This is a genomic window from Helicobacter suis, from assembly GCF_902196135.1.
GTDB lineage: Bacteria > Campylobacterota > Campylobacteria > Campylobacterales > Helicobacteraceae > Helicobacter > Helicobacter suis_A.
In genome coordinates, this window is sequence record NZ_CABIKE010000003.1 from 1 (window position 1) to 18,580 (window position 18,580).

An 18,580-nucleotide genomic window follows, 5' to 3' on the forward strand; every position below is an offset into this window, starting at 1 on the left:
GTAGTCGCAGACGCCCGCTCTTTTGCCTCTTATCTTAGTGGCGCTTTTTTCTCTTTGGGCATGAATCTTGGGGGCGGAAGTGTTTTAGTCTCCAAACAACCCTTTTTACAGCCAACAGGACATGGACGGTACAACTCTTTACAAATAGGCATGCAGGCAGAAGGGGGGTATCAAAGATACTTCACGCCTTTTTTTGGGGTCTCTTATTATGGCTATTTTGGCTACCGCTATTTGTATATGAATAGCGCTATGAAAATGGCCAGCGATTTAAACAATGTCAACCGCTACACTTTAGGTTTTGGCGCTAACATGCTTTTTAATGTCTATAGTAAGATCAAAAACGCAGACAAAGCCCACCCTAAAATGCAAGCATACGGCTTTTTTGGCGGCTTACTAGCTATGGTCAATATCTGGACTGAAAGCCTCATAGATCAGAGTCATAGCTATGTTAACAATAATGCTAATCTCAACGCTACTTTAGGTATTAGCTTGCGTACCGATCATTTTAAATGGAGTTTAGGGGTTTATGTCCCGCTTACTAATCAAATCCGCGTGATTAAAATCCCTAGTAGAAGCGGTGGGCTAGAAACCCTTGATATTATAGACAATTACAAAAGTACCCAAGTTTTCATGAATTTTACACGGGTGTTTTAAGTAATGCAATGCCAGCAAAGTACAAAATAGGCCTCTTTCTCTTCTTTCTTCTGCTCTCCTTTATTAAAGCCCATCCTTTTTCCTCTTATTTAGATGGCCCCTTTGTTTCCTTTGGCATGGGAGGGGGGCCGGGTGATATTATGCAAAGTAGCAACGCCACTTCCATTAATGCCCAAGCCCAACAAGCTTACAAGGCCGAAATTAACGCTTATGATAAGGCTATTTCTTCTCTGCAAGCTAATAAAGAACAAACCATTACCCAGCTTAAAAAATTAGCCGAGCAACTCCAAGAGGCAAACCCCTCCTCAGTGGCTCTAGATCACCTCATTGATAAATTAGACGCACTAGCTAAAAATCCAGATGTTAAAAATCTGCTAGCTAGTGTGAATAGTTCTTTATCTGCATACCAACAATACCTTGAAAATACGATCAATTCCTACAACAAGGAAAACCAACAACTCATCAACAGCGCCCAACAAGCGCTTAAACATGATGAGACTCAGATTAACCAATCCTACACGCAAAATCTAAAAACACTCACACAGGCTATTAGTACTTTTAACTCACTAAATAGTGCGATTGAACAAATTTCTAAGGATTTGGGTATATCCTACACTCCCCTATCTCTCCCCCCGCCTCTAAATACGGGTCATATCTCTTCTCTAACCCCCTCTCAAGTTTATCAAGCACTCTTAACCCTCTCTGGCGATATTAATAAAATGGTGGGCTTATTTAGCTCAGATGAAAAGACTTTAAGTCAAGATGATCAAAAAATTGCAGTGGCAAATGCTAATAAACTTTCTGCATTAAACGCGACTAAACAAGCAGACATCACTCAAGCGATGAACTCCATTACAGGCGTAACAGAAATTCTAGGACGGGCTTTTCATAACCAGTGGATCAATTATGCCGATGGACACACCTTTTTTTTAACCAATGGACAACATAGTTCTTATCTTACTGCGGGCGATCTTTGCGTCTTTAATATTATTTTTGGTAATGGTTTATCCGGTGCTAATGGTTGCGGGTATGCCAGCGACACTTATGCGCCTTATAATTCTTACGAACAGGCGCTTAAACAAGACGGTTATACCAACGCAGAGATTTGGGGTACACTTTTTAACTTAGACGAGCTAGAGAATAAGTTTACAATCTACCCTGCTGATTGCGATCATGCAAATGTCGGTTGTACAGCAGATGAAAAAAACTTCCAAACCTTTTTTAATTTGATGAATAACTATGTGGGAGCGGCTAATTTTGCGGGTAATTTTGAAAATTCGTCCATGTATAGTATCCTACTAGGGGATTTACAAAATGGAAATAGCTCAGCTGTTAGTGATTTTCTAAATGCCTATACCCATGTTTTTGCTACAGATATGATAGATTTTTTTGTGTATAACCCTATATGGATCATGAGCACTATCGAGTCTGGTAAACCCAAACCACCAACAACGCCTCCTGAACCCGCACAGGCTAAAAGAGATACCCAATACGGAGACAATGTTACCTACTGTTATCAGAGCCCTACAGTGGGGCTAAGTTTTTCACAAGGTTATCAAGTCTGCGGATATAATTCTTGGGCAAATGCGATTTTTGTAGGCTATTTTGGGTTTTTAACTAATCAAGTTTCTGATATCTTACACGATGTCCTTGAAACTGCCTACGGCCCCACTGGCTCTAGCACAAATCCAAGCTCTGATTCTGCACAAGCTAGTATCAATACCGCCCAAACTGCTTATAATAACTGGAAAAATTTTATCCCCCAACAAACCTTTCCCCTCTCCTCCATGCCTAATATCCCCACTTTAACCCCCACTAATCCTACTGGAATTATTCCTATCAGCACTAACGCGGCTAATCTGCCCCAAGTACAAAAACCCCAAGCCCCCTTAATCACCTTTTCTACTAAAGATTTGCGCCAAAACTCTTTAAGAATAGGGCTCTTTACAACTGCCGGGTATCAAAAATATTTTAATTCCTTTGTGGGCATGTCTTATTATGGCTATGCGGGCTACCGTTATTTATATATGGGCACACAAAGCAGTATAGATAATCTTAACCGTTACCAACTAGGCGTGGGGAGTAATTTACTTTTTAATGTTTATAGCAAAATTAGCGTACCTAAAATGGGGCTTCCTAGAATAGGGCATGTCCAAGTTAGAGCTTATGGCTTATTTGCTGGGCTTTTAGGGGTGGTAAACTTTTGGAATGCGAATTATTTTGGGGGCTCGCTTATGCGCTATGATTTAAATATTGATGCAACGGTGGGTATAAGCGCACGATTTAACCGTTTTAAATGGAGTTTAGGCGCGCATATTCCGCTAGTTAATCAAACCCGCACCCTTGATCCAGATGGCAATCTTAAACTCATTGATAGCTATAAAAGTACAGATATTTTTATGGACTTTACCACCTTTTTTTAACTTTGCTAGAAATTTTAAGCGGTGCTAGCCCTGCTAAATCCAAAGTCTTTAGCATAGAGGCATTTTGCTTACTCTACTTGTTTAGGTTCGCCATCATTGGGGCATTGATCGGCTGGGGCTTGCTGGGCTAGACCTTTTGCAACAGCGGGCTTTTTATTTGAACAATTAGCTGCACTTGCAGTTTTAGTACAACCCATCACCAAAACACCACTCAGAATAGAAACAAAAAACCACTTAATTTTCATAAAAATCTCCTTTAATTGGGAGTTTAACGCTACACTGTTTAAAATAACTGCGTGTTAACGATTAATTTTCTTGCTTAACTTAATAATTAAGAGCCATAAAATGATGAGAAATCCTATAAAAATTAAGGGTAAAACATAAGAGTAAGTACTACTTTGTTCTAAAGAGTGGCGCATCCAAGTACTTGCATAGTAGGCTAGCAAACTTAAAATCAAAGTCCAAAGCATACAAGAGAGAGCATTGAGCCATACAAAGCGTTTAAAATCAAACTTACTTAGACCAATGGCTAAGGGTACCATAGTTTTAACCCCATAAATGTACTTATTAATAAAGATCAACCACGCGCCATATTTGCGTATCCAAATATAAATTAAAGCAAATTTGCGTCTGTGTTTGGTTAAATAAGCATGCAATTCTTTTTTTTGAGTGCGCCCCACATAGACTAGTAAACAACTCCCCACAAAATTACCCAAACCCGCTACTAGCATGCTCATTTTAATATCCATGTGCCCCCCAGCGCTTAAAATCCCGGCTAGTACAATCCCTACATAGCCACTCCCAAGCGAGTAAACAAATAATAATAAATAACCCCATGTATTAAACATATCTTGGAAATGCTGGAGGGTTTCCTGCACGCTAGTCCTTGAGAATTTTTAGGGTATAATAACACAAAAGTTTTAGGAGTCTGCATGACAAATGGCTACTATGCTGCCACCGGTGGAATGGTTACAGAATTTAATAAATTAGATCAAATTTCTAATAATTTAGCCAATCTAAACACCCCCGGTTTTAAACGCGATGATGTGGTGGTGGGCGATTTTTTACGGCTTTATCAAAACTACCGCGACAAACTCCCTTTACATGATCAAACCAAACAAGCGGCTAAATATCTTAACCGCAACCTCAACCGCGTGCCCATTATCACCGAGCGCTACACTGATTATAGCTTAGGGCCTATGCAAAAAACAGATAATGAATTAGATTTTGCTTTAAGCGATCCTAACGCTTATTTTGCCGTGCAAACCCCGCAAGGGGTGGCTTTTACACGAGATGGGAGTTTTACTATTGATTCACAGGGGTTTTTAAGCACCAAAGAGGGCTACCATGTACTAAGCCGTGGGGGTATTGAAAACCAAGCAGGGATTCAGATGTTGCCCGGATCTAGTGTGAGCGTCAATCCTAATGGGGCGATCTTTTTTAGACAGGGTAATGAGGAAGTGCCGGGGGGTAATTTAGCTGTTGTAGGATTTGAAAGCCAAAAGCTTTTAAAGAAAATAGGCAATAATTTATACACCTACCCACAAGCAAAGATGGCAGAAAGAATAGAACTTAACGCGCCTATTGTGCGCCAACACTTCCTAGAAAAAAGCAATGTAAACGCCGTGCTTGAAATGACTCGTTTAATTGAGGCTAACCGCTTGGTTGACATGTATTCTAAAGTTTTAAAAACCCATATGGATGACATGCATACAGAGGCTATTAATAAACTAGCCCTCCGTGCATAAAGGAAATAAAATGCAATTATCAAAAACTTTAACCCTAGTTGGAGTACTAACTCTAACAGGGAATTTACAAGCAGAACAAAGTGCTTTTTTTGTGGGCGCGATGTATGAAGTGGGGGGGTCTACTTTTAAGGCGCGTATCTTGCACGATCAAACCCCTAGCTATGCTGATCGCAGTGCTATCACTCAAGGTATAGGGGTGCATGTAGGTTATAACCAGCTTTTTGGACAGAAGGGATATTTTGGACTGCGTTATTATGGCTTTTATAACTGGGGGCTGACTAACTTTGGTAAGATTGTGTATAACAACGCTGCGTATTTTGGTAAAAATACCTTTAATTTATCCGGTTATGGGGTTGGAATCGATCTACTCATTAATTTATTTAATGGTGAGCGGTCTAATTTTGGTGTTTTTGGCGGGGTAGCTGTAGGGGGCAATACTTGGTCTGCGATTAATGGAAGCAATGCCACACAATTTCAATGGATGTTTAATGCGGGCGCAAGGCTCGTGGTGGCTAGACATAGCGCTTTTGAGCTAGGGGTTAAAATCCCTATGCGTGTTACACGCATGTACACCCCTGTTATGGAGGATACTTATCTTTCCCTCAAACGCGATTGGGCTTTTACAGCCGCCTATTACTTTCTTTTTTAATCCCTTGTTAGCGCGTTTATGGGGAGGTTTGGTTCTTTTATTTATCGGTATGGGGGTTGGGATTGTGATTTTTACCGGAGCCTGTGTAGCCCCTGTTATTTTTAAAACCTCTAGCATTTTACCCACACCTATTACCCGTTATGATGCGGGTATTTTGATGAGTCATATTTTTATCCGTTCTAATTGGGTTTTAAACGCCCTAGCCTGTATCTTAGTGCTAGATAGTTTAATACTCAAAAAAGCCATTCTTTTACGCCTATCTCACCTAGCTAATGCTGTTTTGATCTTTCTCTTTAGTTTTTACTACACGCCCTATATTCTTAAGGCTCAAAGTCTAGGGAGCGCTTATGTGGCAACCCAAAAATTTGCCCAAATGCACGCACAAAGTGAAATCATCTTTAAAATCCTTCTAGCGTTGCTTTGTTGTTCGTTTTTTAGCCGTGCTTTAAGAAATATGTCTAAAACTAGCCACTAAATTTTCTACCAAGAGATTAAACCCATCTACTAAAATAAAAACTAAAATTTTAAAGGGTAAGGAGATCATCACGGGGGGTAACATCATCATACCCATAGCCATTAAAATAGAACTCACCACCATATCAATCACCAAAAAAGGCAAGTAGAGTAAAAAGCCAATTTGGAAAGCCGTTTTAAGCTCACTAATCATAAAGGCGGGTACTAAAATATTTAAGGGCACGGCACTAGCATTTTTGGGGTTTTCTAAATGGCGGATTCTAAAAAAAAGGGCTAAATCCTTTTCGCGGGTGTTTTTAAGCATAAATTCTTTAAAGGGTACAATTCCTTTTTCAAACGCCTCTGTATAAGAAATTTTTTCTGCCAAATAGGGTTTGATCGCACTTTCATAGCTTTGTTTGGCCGCAGGCTCCATGATAAAAAAGGTTAAAATAAGCGCTAGAGAGACTAAAATTTGTGTGGGCGGGGTTTGTTGCGTACCTAGGGCTGTACGCAGAAAAGAAAAAACCACAATGAGGCGGATAAAACTTGTCATCACTAAAATAAGCGAAGGGGCTAGCACTAGAAGGGTTAATACCAACACAACATTTAGCGTTGTTACAAGCTGAGTAGGTGTATGGGGGGCACTTAGTGAAAGATTAATAGTAGGGATAACCGGGTCTTTAAGTGTTGCAGCACATGTTAAAGAAAAAGCCAAAATAGCCCAAAAGAGAAAAAAGCGCAACAATAGACCTTTGGATGGGGATGAGAAACTTTGAGTATAATAATCCTGATGTTAAAATTGCCTAAAGGGGATTAATGGCGGTTTCGGTTGTGATTTTAGCAGCAGGTAAGGGTACGCGCATGCGCTCTTCTTTACCTAAAGTTTTGCATAAAATTTGTGGGCAAGAAATGTTACTTTGGGTGTTACAAGAAGCACTTTGTATTAGTGATGATGTGCATGTGATCTTACAACACCAGCATGAGAAAATAGAGGCGGTGATTAAAAAGGCATTCAAAGATGCGCCCCTCTTTTTACATTTACAAAATCCAGACTTCCCGGGCACTGGGGGGGCACTCATGAATAAAGATAAAAACCCTCTTAAAACTGCCCACTCCCATGTATTAGTTCTTAATGCCGACATGCCTTTAATTACCAAAGAGGCGCTACAACCCTTTATTAACAAAGCAAATAATGCCATTGGGGTTTTTAAACTAGAAAATCCAGCCGGCTATGGGCGTGTACAACTCAAACAAGGAAAAGTCAAAGCCATTATTGAGCAAAAGGACGCTAGTACAGATACTCTAGCGCTTGATACCCTCAATGCGGGGGTGTATCTCTTTGATCGAGCACTTTTAAACACATTTCTACCTAAGTTAGATAATTCAAACGCGCAAAAAGAATACTACCTAACCCAGCTAGTGCAGTTAGCAACCCAAGCGGGGGTAGAATTTCTCCCCGTATTTGTCAACCCAACCTACTTTTTAGGCGTTAACTCCCAAAGTGAGCGCGCAAGAGCTGAAGAGATAATGCTTCAAAGACTACGGCAAGGGGCAATGGATTTAGGCGTGTGTATGCACTTAGAACACACAATCTATTTAGAAAAAGGCGTGGTTTTTGAAGGGAATTGTATTTTAGAACAGGGGGTGCGTATTGTTGGATCGTGTTATCTTAAAGACGCACACATTAAAGCCCATAGTGTTATTGAGCAAAGCACAATTATAGCTAGTAGTGTCGGGCCACTTGCCCATATCCGCCCGGGTTGTTCTATCATTGATAGCCATGTGGGTAATTTTGTAGAGATCAAAAATGCCCAATTAAACGGCGTTAAGGCTGGGCATTTGAGCTATTTAGGGGATTGTCAAATCCAAAAGGGAACTAATATTGGAGCGGGGGTGATCACTTGTAATTATGATGGCAAAAATAAGCACTCTATAAGCATTGGAGAAAATGTATTTATTGGTAGTGATACCCAACTTATCGCCCCTTTAAATATTCCCTCCCATGTACTCATTGGAGCGGGTAGCAGTGTGAGTCAAGAGATGCAAGAGGGGGATTTAGTGCTAACACGCGCCCCCCAAGTTAATAAAGCTCAAGGGTATTACCGGTTTTTCAATAAACCTCCTAAAGTGTAATTGTGATTTAGGCTTTAAGGGTAAGCCTAAAATTTGGGTAATTTTGTTATAATAGAGATTTTGGAGAAGGCATGGAGCACCGGGTTTTTACTTTTGCAGGTCTAATTAATGGCGATCACAACTTCATCATCGGGTTTTACGCGGTATTTTGCGCCCTTTTTACTTTAATCATTAGTAGAATAGCCGCTCAGAGATTACAAATGGTACCCTTTGGGTTACAAAATATCTATGAGGCTGTGATTGAGGGAATTTTATCTGTAGCTAAAGATGTAATCGGCGAGGAATTGGCGCGTAAGTATTTTCCTCTAACCGGCACCATTGCGCTTTTTGTCTTTTATGCCAATATGATAGGGATTGTTCCGGGGTTTGAAGCGCCTACGGCAAATTGGAGTTTTACGCTTGTATTAGCCCTTATTGTCTTTTTCTACTACCACTTTGAGGGCATCCGTACGCAGGGTTTTATGCGCTATTTTGCCCATTTTCTAGGCCCAGTTAAATGGCTCATGCCTATTATGTTCCCTGTAGAAATTGTTTCACATCTCTCGCGTATCATTTCTCTATCCTTTAGGCTCTTTGGGAATATTAAGGGCGATGATATGTTTTTACTCATCATGCTTTTACTTGTACCATGGGTGATTCCCGTTGCGCCCTTTATGGTGCTCTTTTTCATGGGCATTTTGCAAGCCTTTGTTTTCATGATTTTAACCTATGTCTATTTGGCGGGTGCTGTTTTAGTAGATGAGGGGCATTAAGTTTTACAATGAGTAAAGATACACTGGTTTCTCTTTTAGATTTCTTTGCCGGGTTGTTTGCAGGGATTGCACTAACTTGTGGGGGGTTGTGTTTTTTTATTTTTAGCGATTTTGGTTTAGTGGTCTCAATCTTTTTAACTCTCTTTGTTTTTGCCCTTTTTAGTTTCTTTGCTTTGATCGCAAAATCCATGTCTGCCATGCTTAAAGAAAGTTCTAAGGAGCGCCTTTAAACCATCTGGAAGCCTATTGGATCACCCCTGCTTTTATTGGCGATCTTTCTACAGAGGCTTTTCAAACCCTTTTACAATCTGTTTTTAAAACCCACTCCATTGATAGAGCATGCCTAAGAGTTACACAAATAGCCAATTCTCATTTAAATCTCTTTGTCCAAACCTGCCATGCCCACCATGTTATCAGTTATCTTAACCTAGCTAGTCTTGAATTAAGTATACAAAAGGCATTAGAATATGGTTTTATGGGCGTGCATGTCAAGGGAGCAGAACTTGCAGGTCTTATAACAATTCCGCCCACTCTAAGTAGTTTTTATAGCGCCCATAGCGCCTTAGAAGTCATGCAAGCTTTAGATTTAGGCGCGCAGTTTTGCACCCTAAGCCCTATTCTTGCTACGCCTAATAAACCCCCCCCACTAGGATTAGATTATTTAGATCAATTTTGTTTAGAGGTTAAACAACACTTATTTGCCTTAGGGGGTATGCGCTCTGAACTATCCACACTTCTAGCAGACAAGGGTTTAAGAGGGTTTGCGGGCATGCGTTGCTTTTTAGATAAATAGCCTTATTTTTTATGGCTAACCTTTAGTTTATGTTATACTAGGCGGTTTTTAATTTAAGATAAAGGAAAACCATGCAATGGCATCAGGTTTATGCCCCCTTACTGGGAAATATTTGGCTTAGCGCGTTGGCTGCTGTCTTACCCATTGTGCTGTTTTTCATGTCCTTAATTGTCTTTAAATTAAAAGGGCATGTAGCCGCGTTTTTAAGTGTTGCGCTCTCAGCACTCATCGCGCTTATTGTATATAAAATGCCTGCAACGATGATATGGGCTAGCTTTGCCTATGGTTTTCTTTATGGCCTATGGCCTATTGCATGGATTATCATCGCGGCGATATTTTCCTATAAATTAAGTGTTAAATCCGGGTATTTTGAAATTTTAAAAGAAAGTGTACAATCCATCACCCCTGATCACCGCATTTTAGTGATTCTAGTTGGCTTTTGTTTTGGATCGTTTTTAGAAGGTGCGATTGGTTTTGGAGGACCTGTAGCCATTACAGCAGCCATTTTAGCCGGATTAGGGCTAAATCCGCTTTATGCTGCCGGGCTATGCTTAATTGCTAATACCGCACCGGTGGCCTTTGGGGCGGTGGGTATTCCTATTACAGCTATGGCTGGGGCGGTGGGTGTGAGTGCACTTGCTATTAGCGCCATGGCAGGCAAGATTTTATTTTTCATTAGTTTACTTGTACCCTTTTTTATCGTCTTTTTAATGGATGGGCTACGCGGGATTAAAGAAACTTTCCCCGCCGTTTTTGTTTCTGCTTTTAGCTTTGCTTTAGTCCAGTATTTAAGTTCTAACTATCTAGGCCCTGAACTTCCCGGGATTCTCTCAGCCATCATTTCTTTAGTGGCTACAGCTGTATTTTTGCGCTTTTGGCAACCCAAGCACATTTTTAGAAGTGATGGACAAACCCAAAGCACCCACCACCAACACCCGATTTATAAAATTTTAATCGCTTGGACTCCCTTTATCATTTTGATTTTAGCCATTATTGTCTGGACACAACCTTGGTTTAAAGGCCTCTTTGCTAAGGGGGGATTACTCGCTTTTTCTGATTTTTACTTTGAATTTACAAGCATTAGCCAAAAAATATTTAAGAGTGTACCTTTTGTCATTGAGGGTAAAAGCCCAACAGCCCCCGTTATTTTTAAACTTCCCTTAATTAACACGGTAGGTACAGCTATTTTTGTTGCGGCTATTTTGAGTGTACTTGTGTTAAAAGTTAAGATGAGTGAGGCGGTGGGCGTTTTTGGCGAGACACTTAAAGAGATGCGCTATCCGGTTTTAACAATCGGGCTTGTATTAAGTTTTGCTTATGTTTCTAACTATAGCGGGATTTCTGCAACAATGGCGCTAGCACTCACCCATACCGGTAAGGCTTTTACTTTCTTCTCGCCTATCATCGGCTGGGTAGGTGTGTTTTTAACCGGGAGTGATACAAGTTCTAATTTACTTTTTGGATCACTCCAGCAACTCACCGCTAATAATTTAAAAATTCCTGAAATTTTAACCATTACAGCTAACACTGTGGGGGGGACTTTGGGCAAAATGATTAGCCCTCAAAGCATTGCAATTGCCTGTGCTGCAGTGGGCTTAGCGGGTAAAGAATCTGATCTGTTTAAATTCACGGTTAAATATTCTATTTTATTTGTGATTCTAATTGGAATTGTTGTTACGGTTATTGCCTATGGTTTTCCTCAAGTTGTGCCGGTCTCTTAAAATGGGTTGATTTTAAATAGTAAGTTGAGTAAAACTATTTTTAACCGATATAGCAAGCGCCAAAGCAAGGAAGCTTTAGGAAACATTAACAAGGAGTTATGATGGCATTTCAGGTTAACACGAATATCAATGCATTAAACGCCCACGCGGTGGGGCTAGTAACACAACGCGATTTAAAAGAATCGCTTGAACGCTTGAGTTCTGGTTTGCGCATTAACAAGGCAGCTGATGACGCTTCGGGCATGACTATTGCGGATTCATTGCGCTCTCAGGCTAAGAGTTTAGGGCAGGCTATTTCTAATACCAACGACGGTATGGGAATCATCCAAATCGCAGATAAGGCAATGGATGAGCAAATTAAGATTTTAGATACCATTAAGACTAAGGCTACACAAGCCGCTCAAGATGGGCAAAATACGCAGTCCAGAAAGGCGCTTCAGGCTGATATTGTGCGCTTGATTCAAAGTTTGGATAATATCGGGACTACCACTTCTTACAATGGGCAAACTTTATTATCAGGCGCGTTTTCTAATAAAGAGTTCCAAGTGGGGGCGTATTCTAACGAAACCATTAAGGCTAGTATCGGATCAGCCACTTCAGATAAAATCGGGCAAACAAAAATTGTAACCGGTAGCCTTATTACAGCTGCTGGAGAAGTAGCCTTAACTTTCAAACAGGTTAATGGTACCCATGATGTAACTTTAGAAAGCGTGAAAATTTCTACTTCTGCAGGTACGGGTCTTGGTGTGTTAGCAGAGGTGATTAATAAAAACTCCAATACAACAGGTGTACGGGCTACGGCTAATGTGATTTCTACCTCAGATACGGCTGTGCATTCGGGTAATTTGCACAATATCGTGCTTAATGGTATCCATATCGGGAATGTAATAGGCATTAAGAAAAACGATAGCGATGGCCGCTTGATCGCAGCGATTAATGCTGTAACTTCTCAAACTGGTGTAGAGGCCTATACAGATGCTAAGGGACGACTCAATCTTAGAAGTCTTGATGGTAGGGGCATTAGTCTTAAAGCCGATAATGAGGGGGGCAATGATCGAAAAGGGGGCGGTTCTGGCGTTATGGCTGTAGATACTATGAATGGAGGCCAAAAGGTTACACAAGGTTCTGTAAATTTTGGTCGTCTTTCTTTGGTACGCCAAGATGCTAGAGATATTTTAATTGTTTCGGGGGCTAATGTAACCGATCCTAATGCGGGTTATAGAGCCATTGGTTTTGGCAGGGGAGAAACGGCTAATACGACGGTTAATCTTAGAGATGTCTTAGGTGAATTTAACCAAGCAGTGCGCTCTGCTTCAGGGGCTAACTACAATAAAACCATAGCCGCAGAAAATCTCACTTTAGGTTCTGGGGTTACCACTCTTAGGGGAGCTATGGTGGTTATGGATGTTGCTGAGTCTGCGCAGAAAATGCTAGATAAAATCCGCTCTGATTTAGGTTCTGTGCAAAACCAAATGGTTAGCACTGTTAATAACATCACGATCACCCAAGTGAATGTAAAGGCGGCCGAATCACAAATTAGAGATGTGGATTTTGCTGAAGAGAGCGCTAACTTTAGTAAAAATAATATCTTAGCCCAATCTGGTAGTTATGCTATGAGTCAGGCTAATACCGTGCAACAAAACATTTTACGGCTCTTAACTTAGTTAGTCTAGCAGCCACAGGGCAATTTCATCAGCTAGGGAAAAATCCCTAGCAGTTAGCCTTTGATTTTTTACCTCACAGATTTTCTCTTTTAGAAGGGTTTGGACTTTTAAAGAGTCTAAGCCTTCTAAGGGCGCGCCTAAAATACAGCGCAAACCTAAAAACAACGATTCAAACCACAAATCTTTTTGGCTTAATTTTTCTACCCGCGCTTTAAAAGGGTTGTCTATATAGGTGGCAACATCTTTAATTTTATAAAGCCTTTGTTGTTTGATCCTCCCTACAGCCCCCGCCCCACAGCCTAAATACTCCAAACCCTCCCAGTAGCCTAAATTGTGGCGTACTTGATAATCTCTAGCATAGTTAGAAACTTCATATTGTTTAAACCCTCTATCTTTTAAACATTGCTTGAGGAATGTATCTAAATGAAGGAGACTACAAGAGTTCATGTCTTTGGCTAACCTTGTATTATCCTCCAGAGTGAGGCTGTAGGCTGAGAGGTGATCAATGGGGAGTTTGCTAGCTTGGTTACATTCTTCTTCTAGGCGCTCTTTTGTATCTAATGGGGTGTTATAGATTAGATCAATACTTAAATGTTCAAAGCCACTTTGATAGGCTATGTCAAGTGCTTTAAAAATAGCGCTGTGATCGTGTTTTCTTTGTAGGAGGTGTAATTTATCAGGAAAAAAGCTCTGCACACCTATAGAAAGGCGCGTAGCCCCTAGTTGTTTTAATCCACAGCACCACTCTTGATTAATGAGATCTGGATTAGCCTCTAAAGTGATTTCTATATCTGATTTTAAATAAGCGTATTTGCTAATCGTGTTAAAAATTTGCTCATAAAACTTAGGCTTGAGGCTATTGGGCGTACCCCCACCCACAAAGATAGAGGAGAGCACAGGGGAGGCTGCTAGGCTTGTTTTTAGATCACAGATTAAAGCTTGTGTGTAGGCCTCTTTTAGCGCATCTAAACCTACAAAAGAATTAAAAGCGCAGTAGCCACATTTACTTTGACAAAAAGGAATGTGCAAATACAGGCTACTAGGGCTTTGAGGTGGGATTTTAAACATGGCTTAATCTTTAAATAGTATCATCTTACCATGTTTTTTGATAAAAATAATCAAAGGAGATTGTGTGAAAAAGTACTTGTTTTTAAGCTCTGTATTAGGGCTTAGTTTGTTAGGAGCAGCTGATCCGTCTGCGCTTGTTAAAAGATGTGCTGGATGCCATGGACCTGCTATGGATAAAAAGGCATTTGGTAAAGGGCATGTAGTTAACACCCTAGATAGCGCGACGATTAAAGAGGATTTATCAGGTTATAAAGCCGGTACGCTTAATCGGTATGGAGCAGGTGGTGTGATGCATGCACAGGCTCAGGGCTTGAGTGATGAAGATATTGATGCGCTATCAAAATTTATCCCTACTCTTAAAAAATAATCCAATCATCTAGTTTAGATACAGCGGGGTCTTTGTCTTAGTTTTGTGTGTGCTATAATGTCCCTTAGTTTTAAGTTACGCAGTCAAAGATATGGCGCAAATAGCTAAAGGACAAGCATGGAAACTAAGAAAAGTTATCGGCCTAATGTGGCCGCTGTTGTGCTTTCCTCACATTATCCTAGTGATTGTGAGTTTTTAATCGCACAGCGCATTGATATTCAAGGAGCATGGCAGTTTCCTCAAGGAGGGATTGATCAAGGCGAGACGCCTTTAATGGCATTGTACCGCGAGCTTTTAGAGGAAATAGGCACGGATGCGGTGGAGGTGATTGCAGAATATCCCAAGTGGATCACCTATGATTTTCCCCCAACCATGACTAAAAAACTCTACCCCTTTGATGGCCAAAGACAAAAATACTTTTTAGTACGGCTTAAAAATAACGCTTTAGTTAACATTAAAACCCTTTGTCCAGAATTTGATCGTTATTGTTTTGTCAAAACTAAGGATTTATTCCATAGGGTGGTGTATTTTAAACGGCAGGTTTATAGGCAAGTGATTGGTTATTTCCGCAAGGAAGGATATCTCTAGGTGTTAGTGGTCCAAAAGTTTGGGGGCACGAGTATGGGGGGGTGTGCGCGTATTGAGGCTGTAGCTAAACGGGTACTTGAAAGCAAAAGACGCTTTGAAGACCTTGTGGTGGTGGTCTCGGCTATGGGGGATACTACAGATGATTTTTTAAATCTAGCCCGCCATTTTGGAACACGCCCTAATCAAAGAGAATTAGATAGACTGCTAAGTAGTGGGGAGCAAATTGCTAGTGCTTTATTAGCCATTGCTTTAGAATCTTTAGGGCAAAAGGCTTGTTCATTAAGTGGGAGGGAGGCAGGGATTCTAACAGATTCACATTATAGTAAAGCCCAAATCTTAGAGATCAACCCCTCTAAAATCCAAGAACTTTTAGCCCAAAATTTTGTGGTGGTGGTGGCTGGATTTCAGGGAGTAAGTGTACATGGAGAGATCACCACTCTAGGTAGAGGTGGGAGTGATTTAAGCGCAGTGGCTTTAGCCGGGGCTTTACATGCTAATCTTTGTGAAATTTATACAGATGTAGATGGGATTTATACCACAGATCCGCGCATTGTACCACAGGCTAGAAAGATCGATCAAATTAGTTATGAAGAAATGTTAGAACTAGCCTCTATGGGAGCCAAGGTTTTATTTAACCGCTCGGTAGAATTAGCTAAAAAGTATCATATTCCGCTAGTTACCCGCAGTTCATTTAGTACAGCAGAGGGGACGCGCATCACTTCAGAGGAGCAAATTGTGGAAAAACCCATTGTAAGCGGTATTGCTATGGATACAGATCAGGCGCGTGTAAATATCGTTGATGCCCGTGATTACCCCGGAATTGCCGGAGAAATCTTTGGGCTTTTAGCAGATGCAAATATCAATATTGATTTAATCGTGCAAACTGTGGGGCGCAATGGCAAGACAGATATTAATTTTACAGTGCCTAAGGAGGATCTACAAACTTGTAAACAGGTTTTAAAAAATCTACAAGATATTGGATCGGTAGAATGTGATGATCAAATTGCTAAAATCTCTGTTGTGGGGGTTGGTATGCGCTCTCACTCAGGAATTGCTAGCGCGGCCTTTAAAGCTTTAGCCAAAGAAAACATTAATATTTTGATGATTGGCACGAGTGAGATTAAAATTTCAGTTGTGGTAGATGTTGCTTTAGCCCAACTAGCTTTAAAAACACTACACGCTGCTTTTAAATTAGAAGTATAGGGATGCATCAATGGTTATACCCTATTTTACAAGAACAACCTTCTTTTTTAAAAGATTGGCTACAAAATTGCAACTGGATTGCTTGTATTCAGGCAATCAAACACATTATAGAGGGGGGGAGTGTTTTGATGGATACGGATACAGAGCGCGCATGGTTTAAGCTTTATGTCCTCTCTCATCTAAATAACCACCCTTTGCGTCCTTTAATCCCTATTTTTGAAATCCCTACAACCCTTCAATCTCGCCTAAATCAGTCAGAAAATGCATTGGTGAGCAGTACTTTAAATCTTGTTTATCAAAGCCATATTCTATGGTATGTGGGGGCTTTTAGCTCTCCAGTAGCTAATCTAGTCTTGCAAGAACGCGGGCTTTTATGGGCTTTTGATTCGCCACCTAGAGAGGAGATCATTAGCTTTAATTCTTTAGACCCATTAAGCGATCACCAATTACTCCAACTCTATCAAGTTTTTGAACGCGTGTTATTAGACGCTTTATTAGGAAAGCTGAATTTAACATGACAAGTAGCCTTATTTATGCAAATACACCTTGTGAGGAGGCTAAGCACTACCAAGCAGAATTAAAACAGCATTTTTTAGAGCAAAATACCCCGGTTTTTATAGAGTTGTTTATAGAAGAAGAACTTAAAATTGATCATGCCCATGAAATTAAACGGCGCGCTACTTTAAGCTCTAGGGAACAAAAAGTCTGCATCATTGCAGCCAATACTTTCAATATCTTTGCCCAAAATGCCTTGCTTAAAATTTTAGAAGAACCCCCTGAAAAAACACTATTTATTCTATTTGCTAAGCATAAACATGCATTATTGCCCACTATCCGTTCACGCCTGCCATGCATAGATAAACGCGTTAAACCCACGCCTAAGCCCTTTGGGTTAAATTTGCGCACCTGTAGTTTAGATGAAATGTATCGCTACTTACAAAGAATTGATCAAGAAAATTGGAGTAAAGCAGAAACACAAATGCAAATTAGCGCTTTACTTGAAGAAATAAAGCGTACCCATATCACACTTAAGCGCGAAAAACTAGAATATTTTCAAGAGGCCATTTATGCTAATGCTTTGTATTTGCGCCCTAGTTATAATCTATTACCTTTATTGTTAGCAATTTTGGAGGCTAGAGAAGTTTGATGTTTTTACGGCGTCTTAATCCTAAAAGTTTTCCTTTAGCCCTGCAAACTATTAAAGTCCATAAAATCGGCCAAGAGATCATGGCAAAAAAAGGGCGACTCTTTAGTTTTAAAATTGAGGATTTACCCTTAAGCGCTACCTTGATTTTAAAACAAGAAGCTTTACGCGCAGGGGCTGAATTAGCCACACCCAAAGATTGTATTTTGGCAAAAAAGAAAGCCTATGATTGCCTTTTAGTGGGCACTCAAGATCAATTAGAACGGCTCAGCCAAAAGTGTAAAAAACAAGATTTTGGTTTAAAAGTTTTAGCTCAAATGCTAGAAAAACACCTCAAAGTCTCCCAAATTCAACCCACTTTAATGGGTGTACTTAATCTCACTCCAGATAGTTTTTATCCTAATAGCCGCTACAGTACAAAAGAAGCCCTAAAAACAATCCAAACTTTTTTACAGCATAAGATTGGTTATATTGATATTGGAGCGGCTAGTTCTAGGCCTTCAAGCACTTATGTAGACTCTAATACAGAAATAGCGCGCCTAAAAGAGCTGTGTTTAGAGATTAAAAACCAGAAACTTTATACGCACACTAAATTTAGCATTGATACTTATAACCCTAAAACGGCTGCTTTTGCACTTGAACATGGCTTTGCTGTACTTAATGATGTCAATGGGTTTAGAGATACACAAATGCTAACAATTGCCAAGCATTATAAACCCGAAGTTATTTTAATGCATTCATGTGGCGTACCTATGGATGGGACTTTACTTTCAGCTAAAAATTTATGGCAGGATTTAGAAGTGTTTTTCACTTCTAAAATTGAGGAGTTATTAAAATCTGGAGTGGATCGCATTATTTTAGATATTGGCTTTGGTTTTTCTAAAGGCACAACTGAGAATTTAACCCTTATCCAGCATTTAGAACATTTTCTACACTTTGGTTATCCGTTATTAGTGGGCTGTAGCCGTAAAAAGAGTATAGGGGAAGTCTGCAAACAAGAAGTACAGGATAGATTAGCCGGAACACTAGCCTTACATGGTTTAGCTTTAGCACATGGGGCTAGTATCTTGCGTGTCCATGATATACCCGCCCATGCAGATTTAATAGCCATTCATAGCGCTTTATCTTGCTTGTAGCGGATTTTATAAAAATTAGGCATGAAAATTAGTATTATTATAAAATTTGTTGGTATCACAACATTTTATCTTATATCAAAG

Annotated in this window: 21 protein-coding genes; 17 read left to right on the top strand and 4 right to left on the bottom strand. The window is 40.2% G+C overall.

Features of this window, described 5'->3' with window-relative positions; all coding sequences use genetic code 11:
• Both G6Q06_RS02590 and G6Q06_RS08400 read left to right on the top strand, forming a co-directional pair.
• Positions 1–654, top strand: a 654-nt coding sequence (locus tag G6Q06_RS02590; RefSeq protein ID WP_163565638.1) for an outer membrane beta-barrel protein, incomplete at its 5' end; no start/stop codon positions are given.
• A gap of 8 nt (positions 655–662) precedes the next feature.
• On the top strand, positions 663–3,077 hold the full coding sequence (locus G6Q06_RS08400; protein ID WP_205435790.1) for an outer membrane beta-barrel protein: 2,415 nt from the start codon (positions 663–665) through the stop codon (positions 3,075–3,077).
• Positions 3,078–3,145: 68 nt separating this feature from the next.
• On the opposite strand, the gene G6Q06_RS02600 is transcribed toward G6Q06_RS08400, so the two are convergent.
• A complete protein-coding gene (locus G6Q06_RS02600) occupies positions 3,146–3,322 on the bottom strand; it encodes a hypothetical protein (RefSeq protein WP_163533894.1) in 177 nt (58 codons plus the stop codon).
• Positions 3,323–3,376: 54 nt separating this feature from the next.
• On the bottom strand, positions 3,377–3,955 hold the full coding sequence (locus G6Q06_RS02605) for a DedA family protein (RefSeq protein WP_163533895.1): 579 nt from the start codon (positions 3,953–3,955) through the stop codon (positions 3,377–3,379).
• 54 nt (positions 3,956–4,009) lie between these two features.
• Here G6Q06_RS02605 and G6Q06_RS02610 point away from each other — a divergent pair, with 54 nt between their 5' ends.
• The 3 genes from G6Q06_RS02610 to G6Q06_RS02620 are packed head-to-tail and all read left to right on the top strand — an operon-like array spanning position 4,010 to position 5,949.
• Positions 4,010–4,825: a flagellar hook-basal body protein gene (locus G6Q06_RS02610; protein ID WP_163565639.1), complete on the top strand. Its 816-nt coding sequence runs from the start codon at positions 4,010–4,012 to the stop codon at positions 4,823–4,825.
• A gap of 10 nt (positions 4,826–4,835) precedes the next feature.
• The gene (locus tag G6Q06_RS02615) at positions 4,836–5,474 is read left to right on the top strand and encodes an outer membrane beta-barrel protein (RefSeq protein WP_205435800.1); all 639 of its coding nucleotides are present in this window, start codon (positions 4,836–4,838) and stop codon (positions 5,472–5,474) included.
• Between the two features lie 28 nt (positions 5,475–5,502).
• Positions 5,503–5,949 carry a DUF4149 domain-containing protein gene (locus G6Q06_RS02620; RefSeq protein WP_240329168.1) on the top strand — a complete coding sequence of 149 codons (447 nt, stop codon included), beginning with the start codon at positions 5,503–5,505 and terminating at the stop codon, positions 5,947–5,949.
• On the opposite strand, the gene fliP is transcribed toward G6Q06_RS02620, so the two are convergent.
• A complete protein-coding gene (gene fliP, locus G6Q06_RS02625; protein WP_163533898.1) occupies positions 5,920–6,672 on the bottom strand; it encodes a flagellar type III secretion system pore protein FliP in 753 nt (250 codons plus the stop codon). The two genes, G6Q06_RS02620 and fliP, sit on opposite strands and share 30 nt — an antisense overlap.
• 74 nt (positions 6,673–6,746) lie before the next feature.
• Here fliP and glmU point away from each other — a divergent pair, with 74 nt between their 5' ends.
• The 6 genes from glmU (at position 6,747) to G6Q06_RS02655 (ending at position 12,993) form a co-directional block, all read left to right on the top strand.
• The gene (gene glmU / locus G6Q06_RS02630) at positions 6,747–8,063 is read left to right on the top strand and encodes a bifunctional UDP-N-acetylglucosamine diphosphorylase/glucosamine-1-phosphate N-acetyltransferase GlmU (RefSeq protein WP_163565641.1); all 1,317 of its coding nucleotides are present in this window, start codon (positions 6,747–6,749) and stop codon (positions 8,061–8,063) included.
• 71 nt (positions 8,064–8,134) lie between these two features.
• Positions 8,135–8,815 (top strand): F0F1 ATP synthase subunit A, encoded by a 681-nt coding sequence (locus G6Q06_RS02635; RefSeq protein ID WP_163565642.1) that lies wholly within the window; start codon positions 8,135–8,137, stop codon positions 8,813–8,815.
• Between the two features lie 8 nt (positions 8,816–8,823).
• Positions 8,824–9,045, top strand: coding sequence for a hypothetical protein (locus G6Q06_RS02640; protein WP_163565643.1), 222 nt, complete (start codon positions 8,824–8,826; stop codon positions 9,043–9,045).
• Positions 9,046–9,263: 218 nt separating this feature from the next.
• Entirely contained in the window at positions 9,264–9,608 is a 345-nt protein-coding gene (locus G6Q06_RS08505; protein ID WP_275896947.1) for a thiamine phosphate synthase, read from the top strand.
• A 71-nt stretch (positions 9,609–9,679) separates the two neighbouring features.
• Positions 9,680–11,329 (top strand): L-lactate permease, encoded by a 1,650-nt coding sequence (locus G6Q06_RS02650; protein WP_163565644.1) that lies wholly within the window; start codon positions 9,680–9,682, stop codon positions 11,327–11,329.
• A gap of 101 nt (positions 11,330–11,430) precedes the next feature.
• Positions 11,431–12,993 (top strand): flagellin A, encoded by a 1,563-nt coding sequence (locus tag G6Q06_RS02655; protein ID WP_163533903.1) that lies wholly within the window; start codon positions 11,431–11,433, stop codon positions 12,991–12,993.
• Here the strand turns inward: G6Q06_RS02655 and hemW are convergent, their stop codons facing one another.
• Positions 12,994–14,061 (bottom strand): radical SAM family heme chaperone HemW, encoded by a 1,068-nt coding sequence (hemW, locus tag G6Q06_RS02660; protein WP_163565645.1) that lies wholly within the window; start codon positions 14,059–14,061, stop codon positions 12,994–12,996. It lies immediately after the preceding gene.
• Positions 14,062–14,125: 64 nt separating this feature from the next.
• Here hemW and G6Q06_RS02665 point away from each other — a divergent pair, with 64 nt between their 5' ends.
• The 6 genes from G6Q06_RS02665 (at position 14,126) to folP (ending at position 18,499) form a co-directional block, all read left to right on the top strand.
• Positions 14,126–14,428, top strand: coding sequence for a c-type cytochrome (locus tag G6Q06_RS02665; protein ID WP_163533905.1), 303 nt, complete (start codon positions 14,126–14,128; stop codon positions 14,426–14,428).
• Positions 14,429–14,545: 117 nt separating this feature from the next.
• On the top strand, positions 14,546–15,016 hold the full coding sequence (locus tag G6Q06_RS02670; RefSeq protein WP_006565159.1) for an RNA pyrophosphohydrolase: 471 nt from the start codon (positions 14,546–14,548) through the stop codon (positions 15,014–15,016).
• Entirely contained in the window at positions 15,017–16,219 is a 1,203-nt protein-coding gene (locus tag G6Q06_RS02675) for an aspartate kinase (RefSeq protein ID WP_163565646.1), read from the top strand.
• 2 nt (positions 16,220–16,221) lie between these two features.
• Positions 16,222–16,737 carry a HobA family DNA replication regulator gene (locus tag G6Q06_RS02680; RefSeq protein ID WP_240329169.1) on the top strand — a complete coding sequence of 172 codons (516 nt, stop codon included), beginning with the start codon at positions 16,222–16,224 and terminating at the stop codon, positions 16,735–16,737.
• Positions 16,734–17,366 carry a DNA polymerase III subunit delta' gene (locus G6Q06_RS02685; protein ID WP_163565647.1) on the top strand — a complete coding sequence of 211 codons (633 nt, stop codon included), beginning with the start codon at positions 16,734–16,736 and terminating at the stop codon, positions 17,364–17,366. Before G6Q06_RS02680 ends, G6Q06_RS02685 begins: the two co-directional genes overlap by 4 nt.
• The gene (gene folP / locus G6Q06_RS02690; protein ID WP_163565648.1) at positions 17,366–18,499 is read left to right on the top strand and encodes a dihydropteroate synthase; all 1,134 of its coding nucleotides are present in this window, start codon (positions 17,366–17,368) and stop codon (positions 18,497–18,499) included. Before G6Q06_RS02685 ends, folP begins: the two co-directional genes overlap by 1 nt.
• Positions 18,500–18,580: the final 81 nt, after the last annotated feature.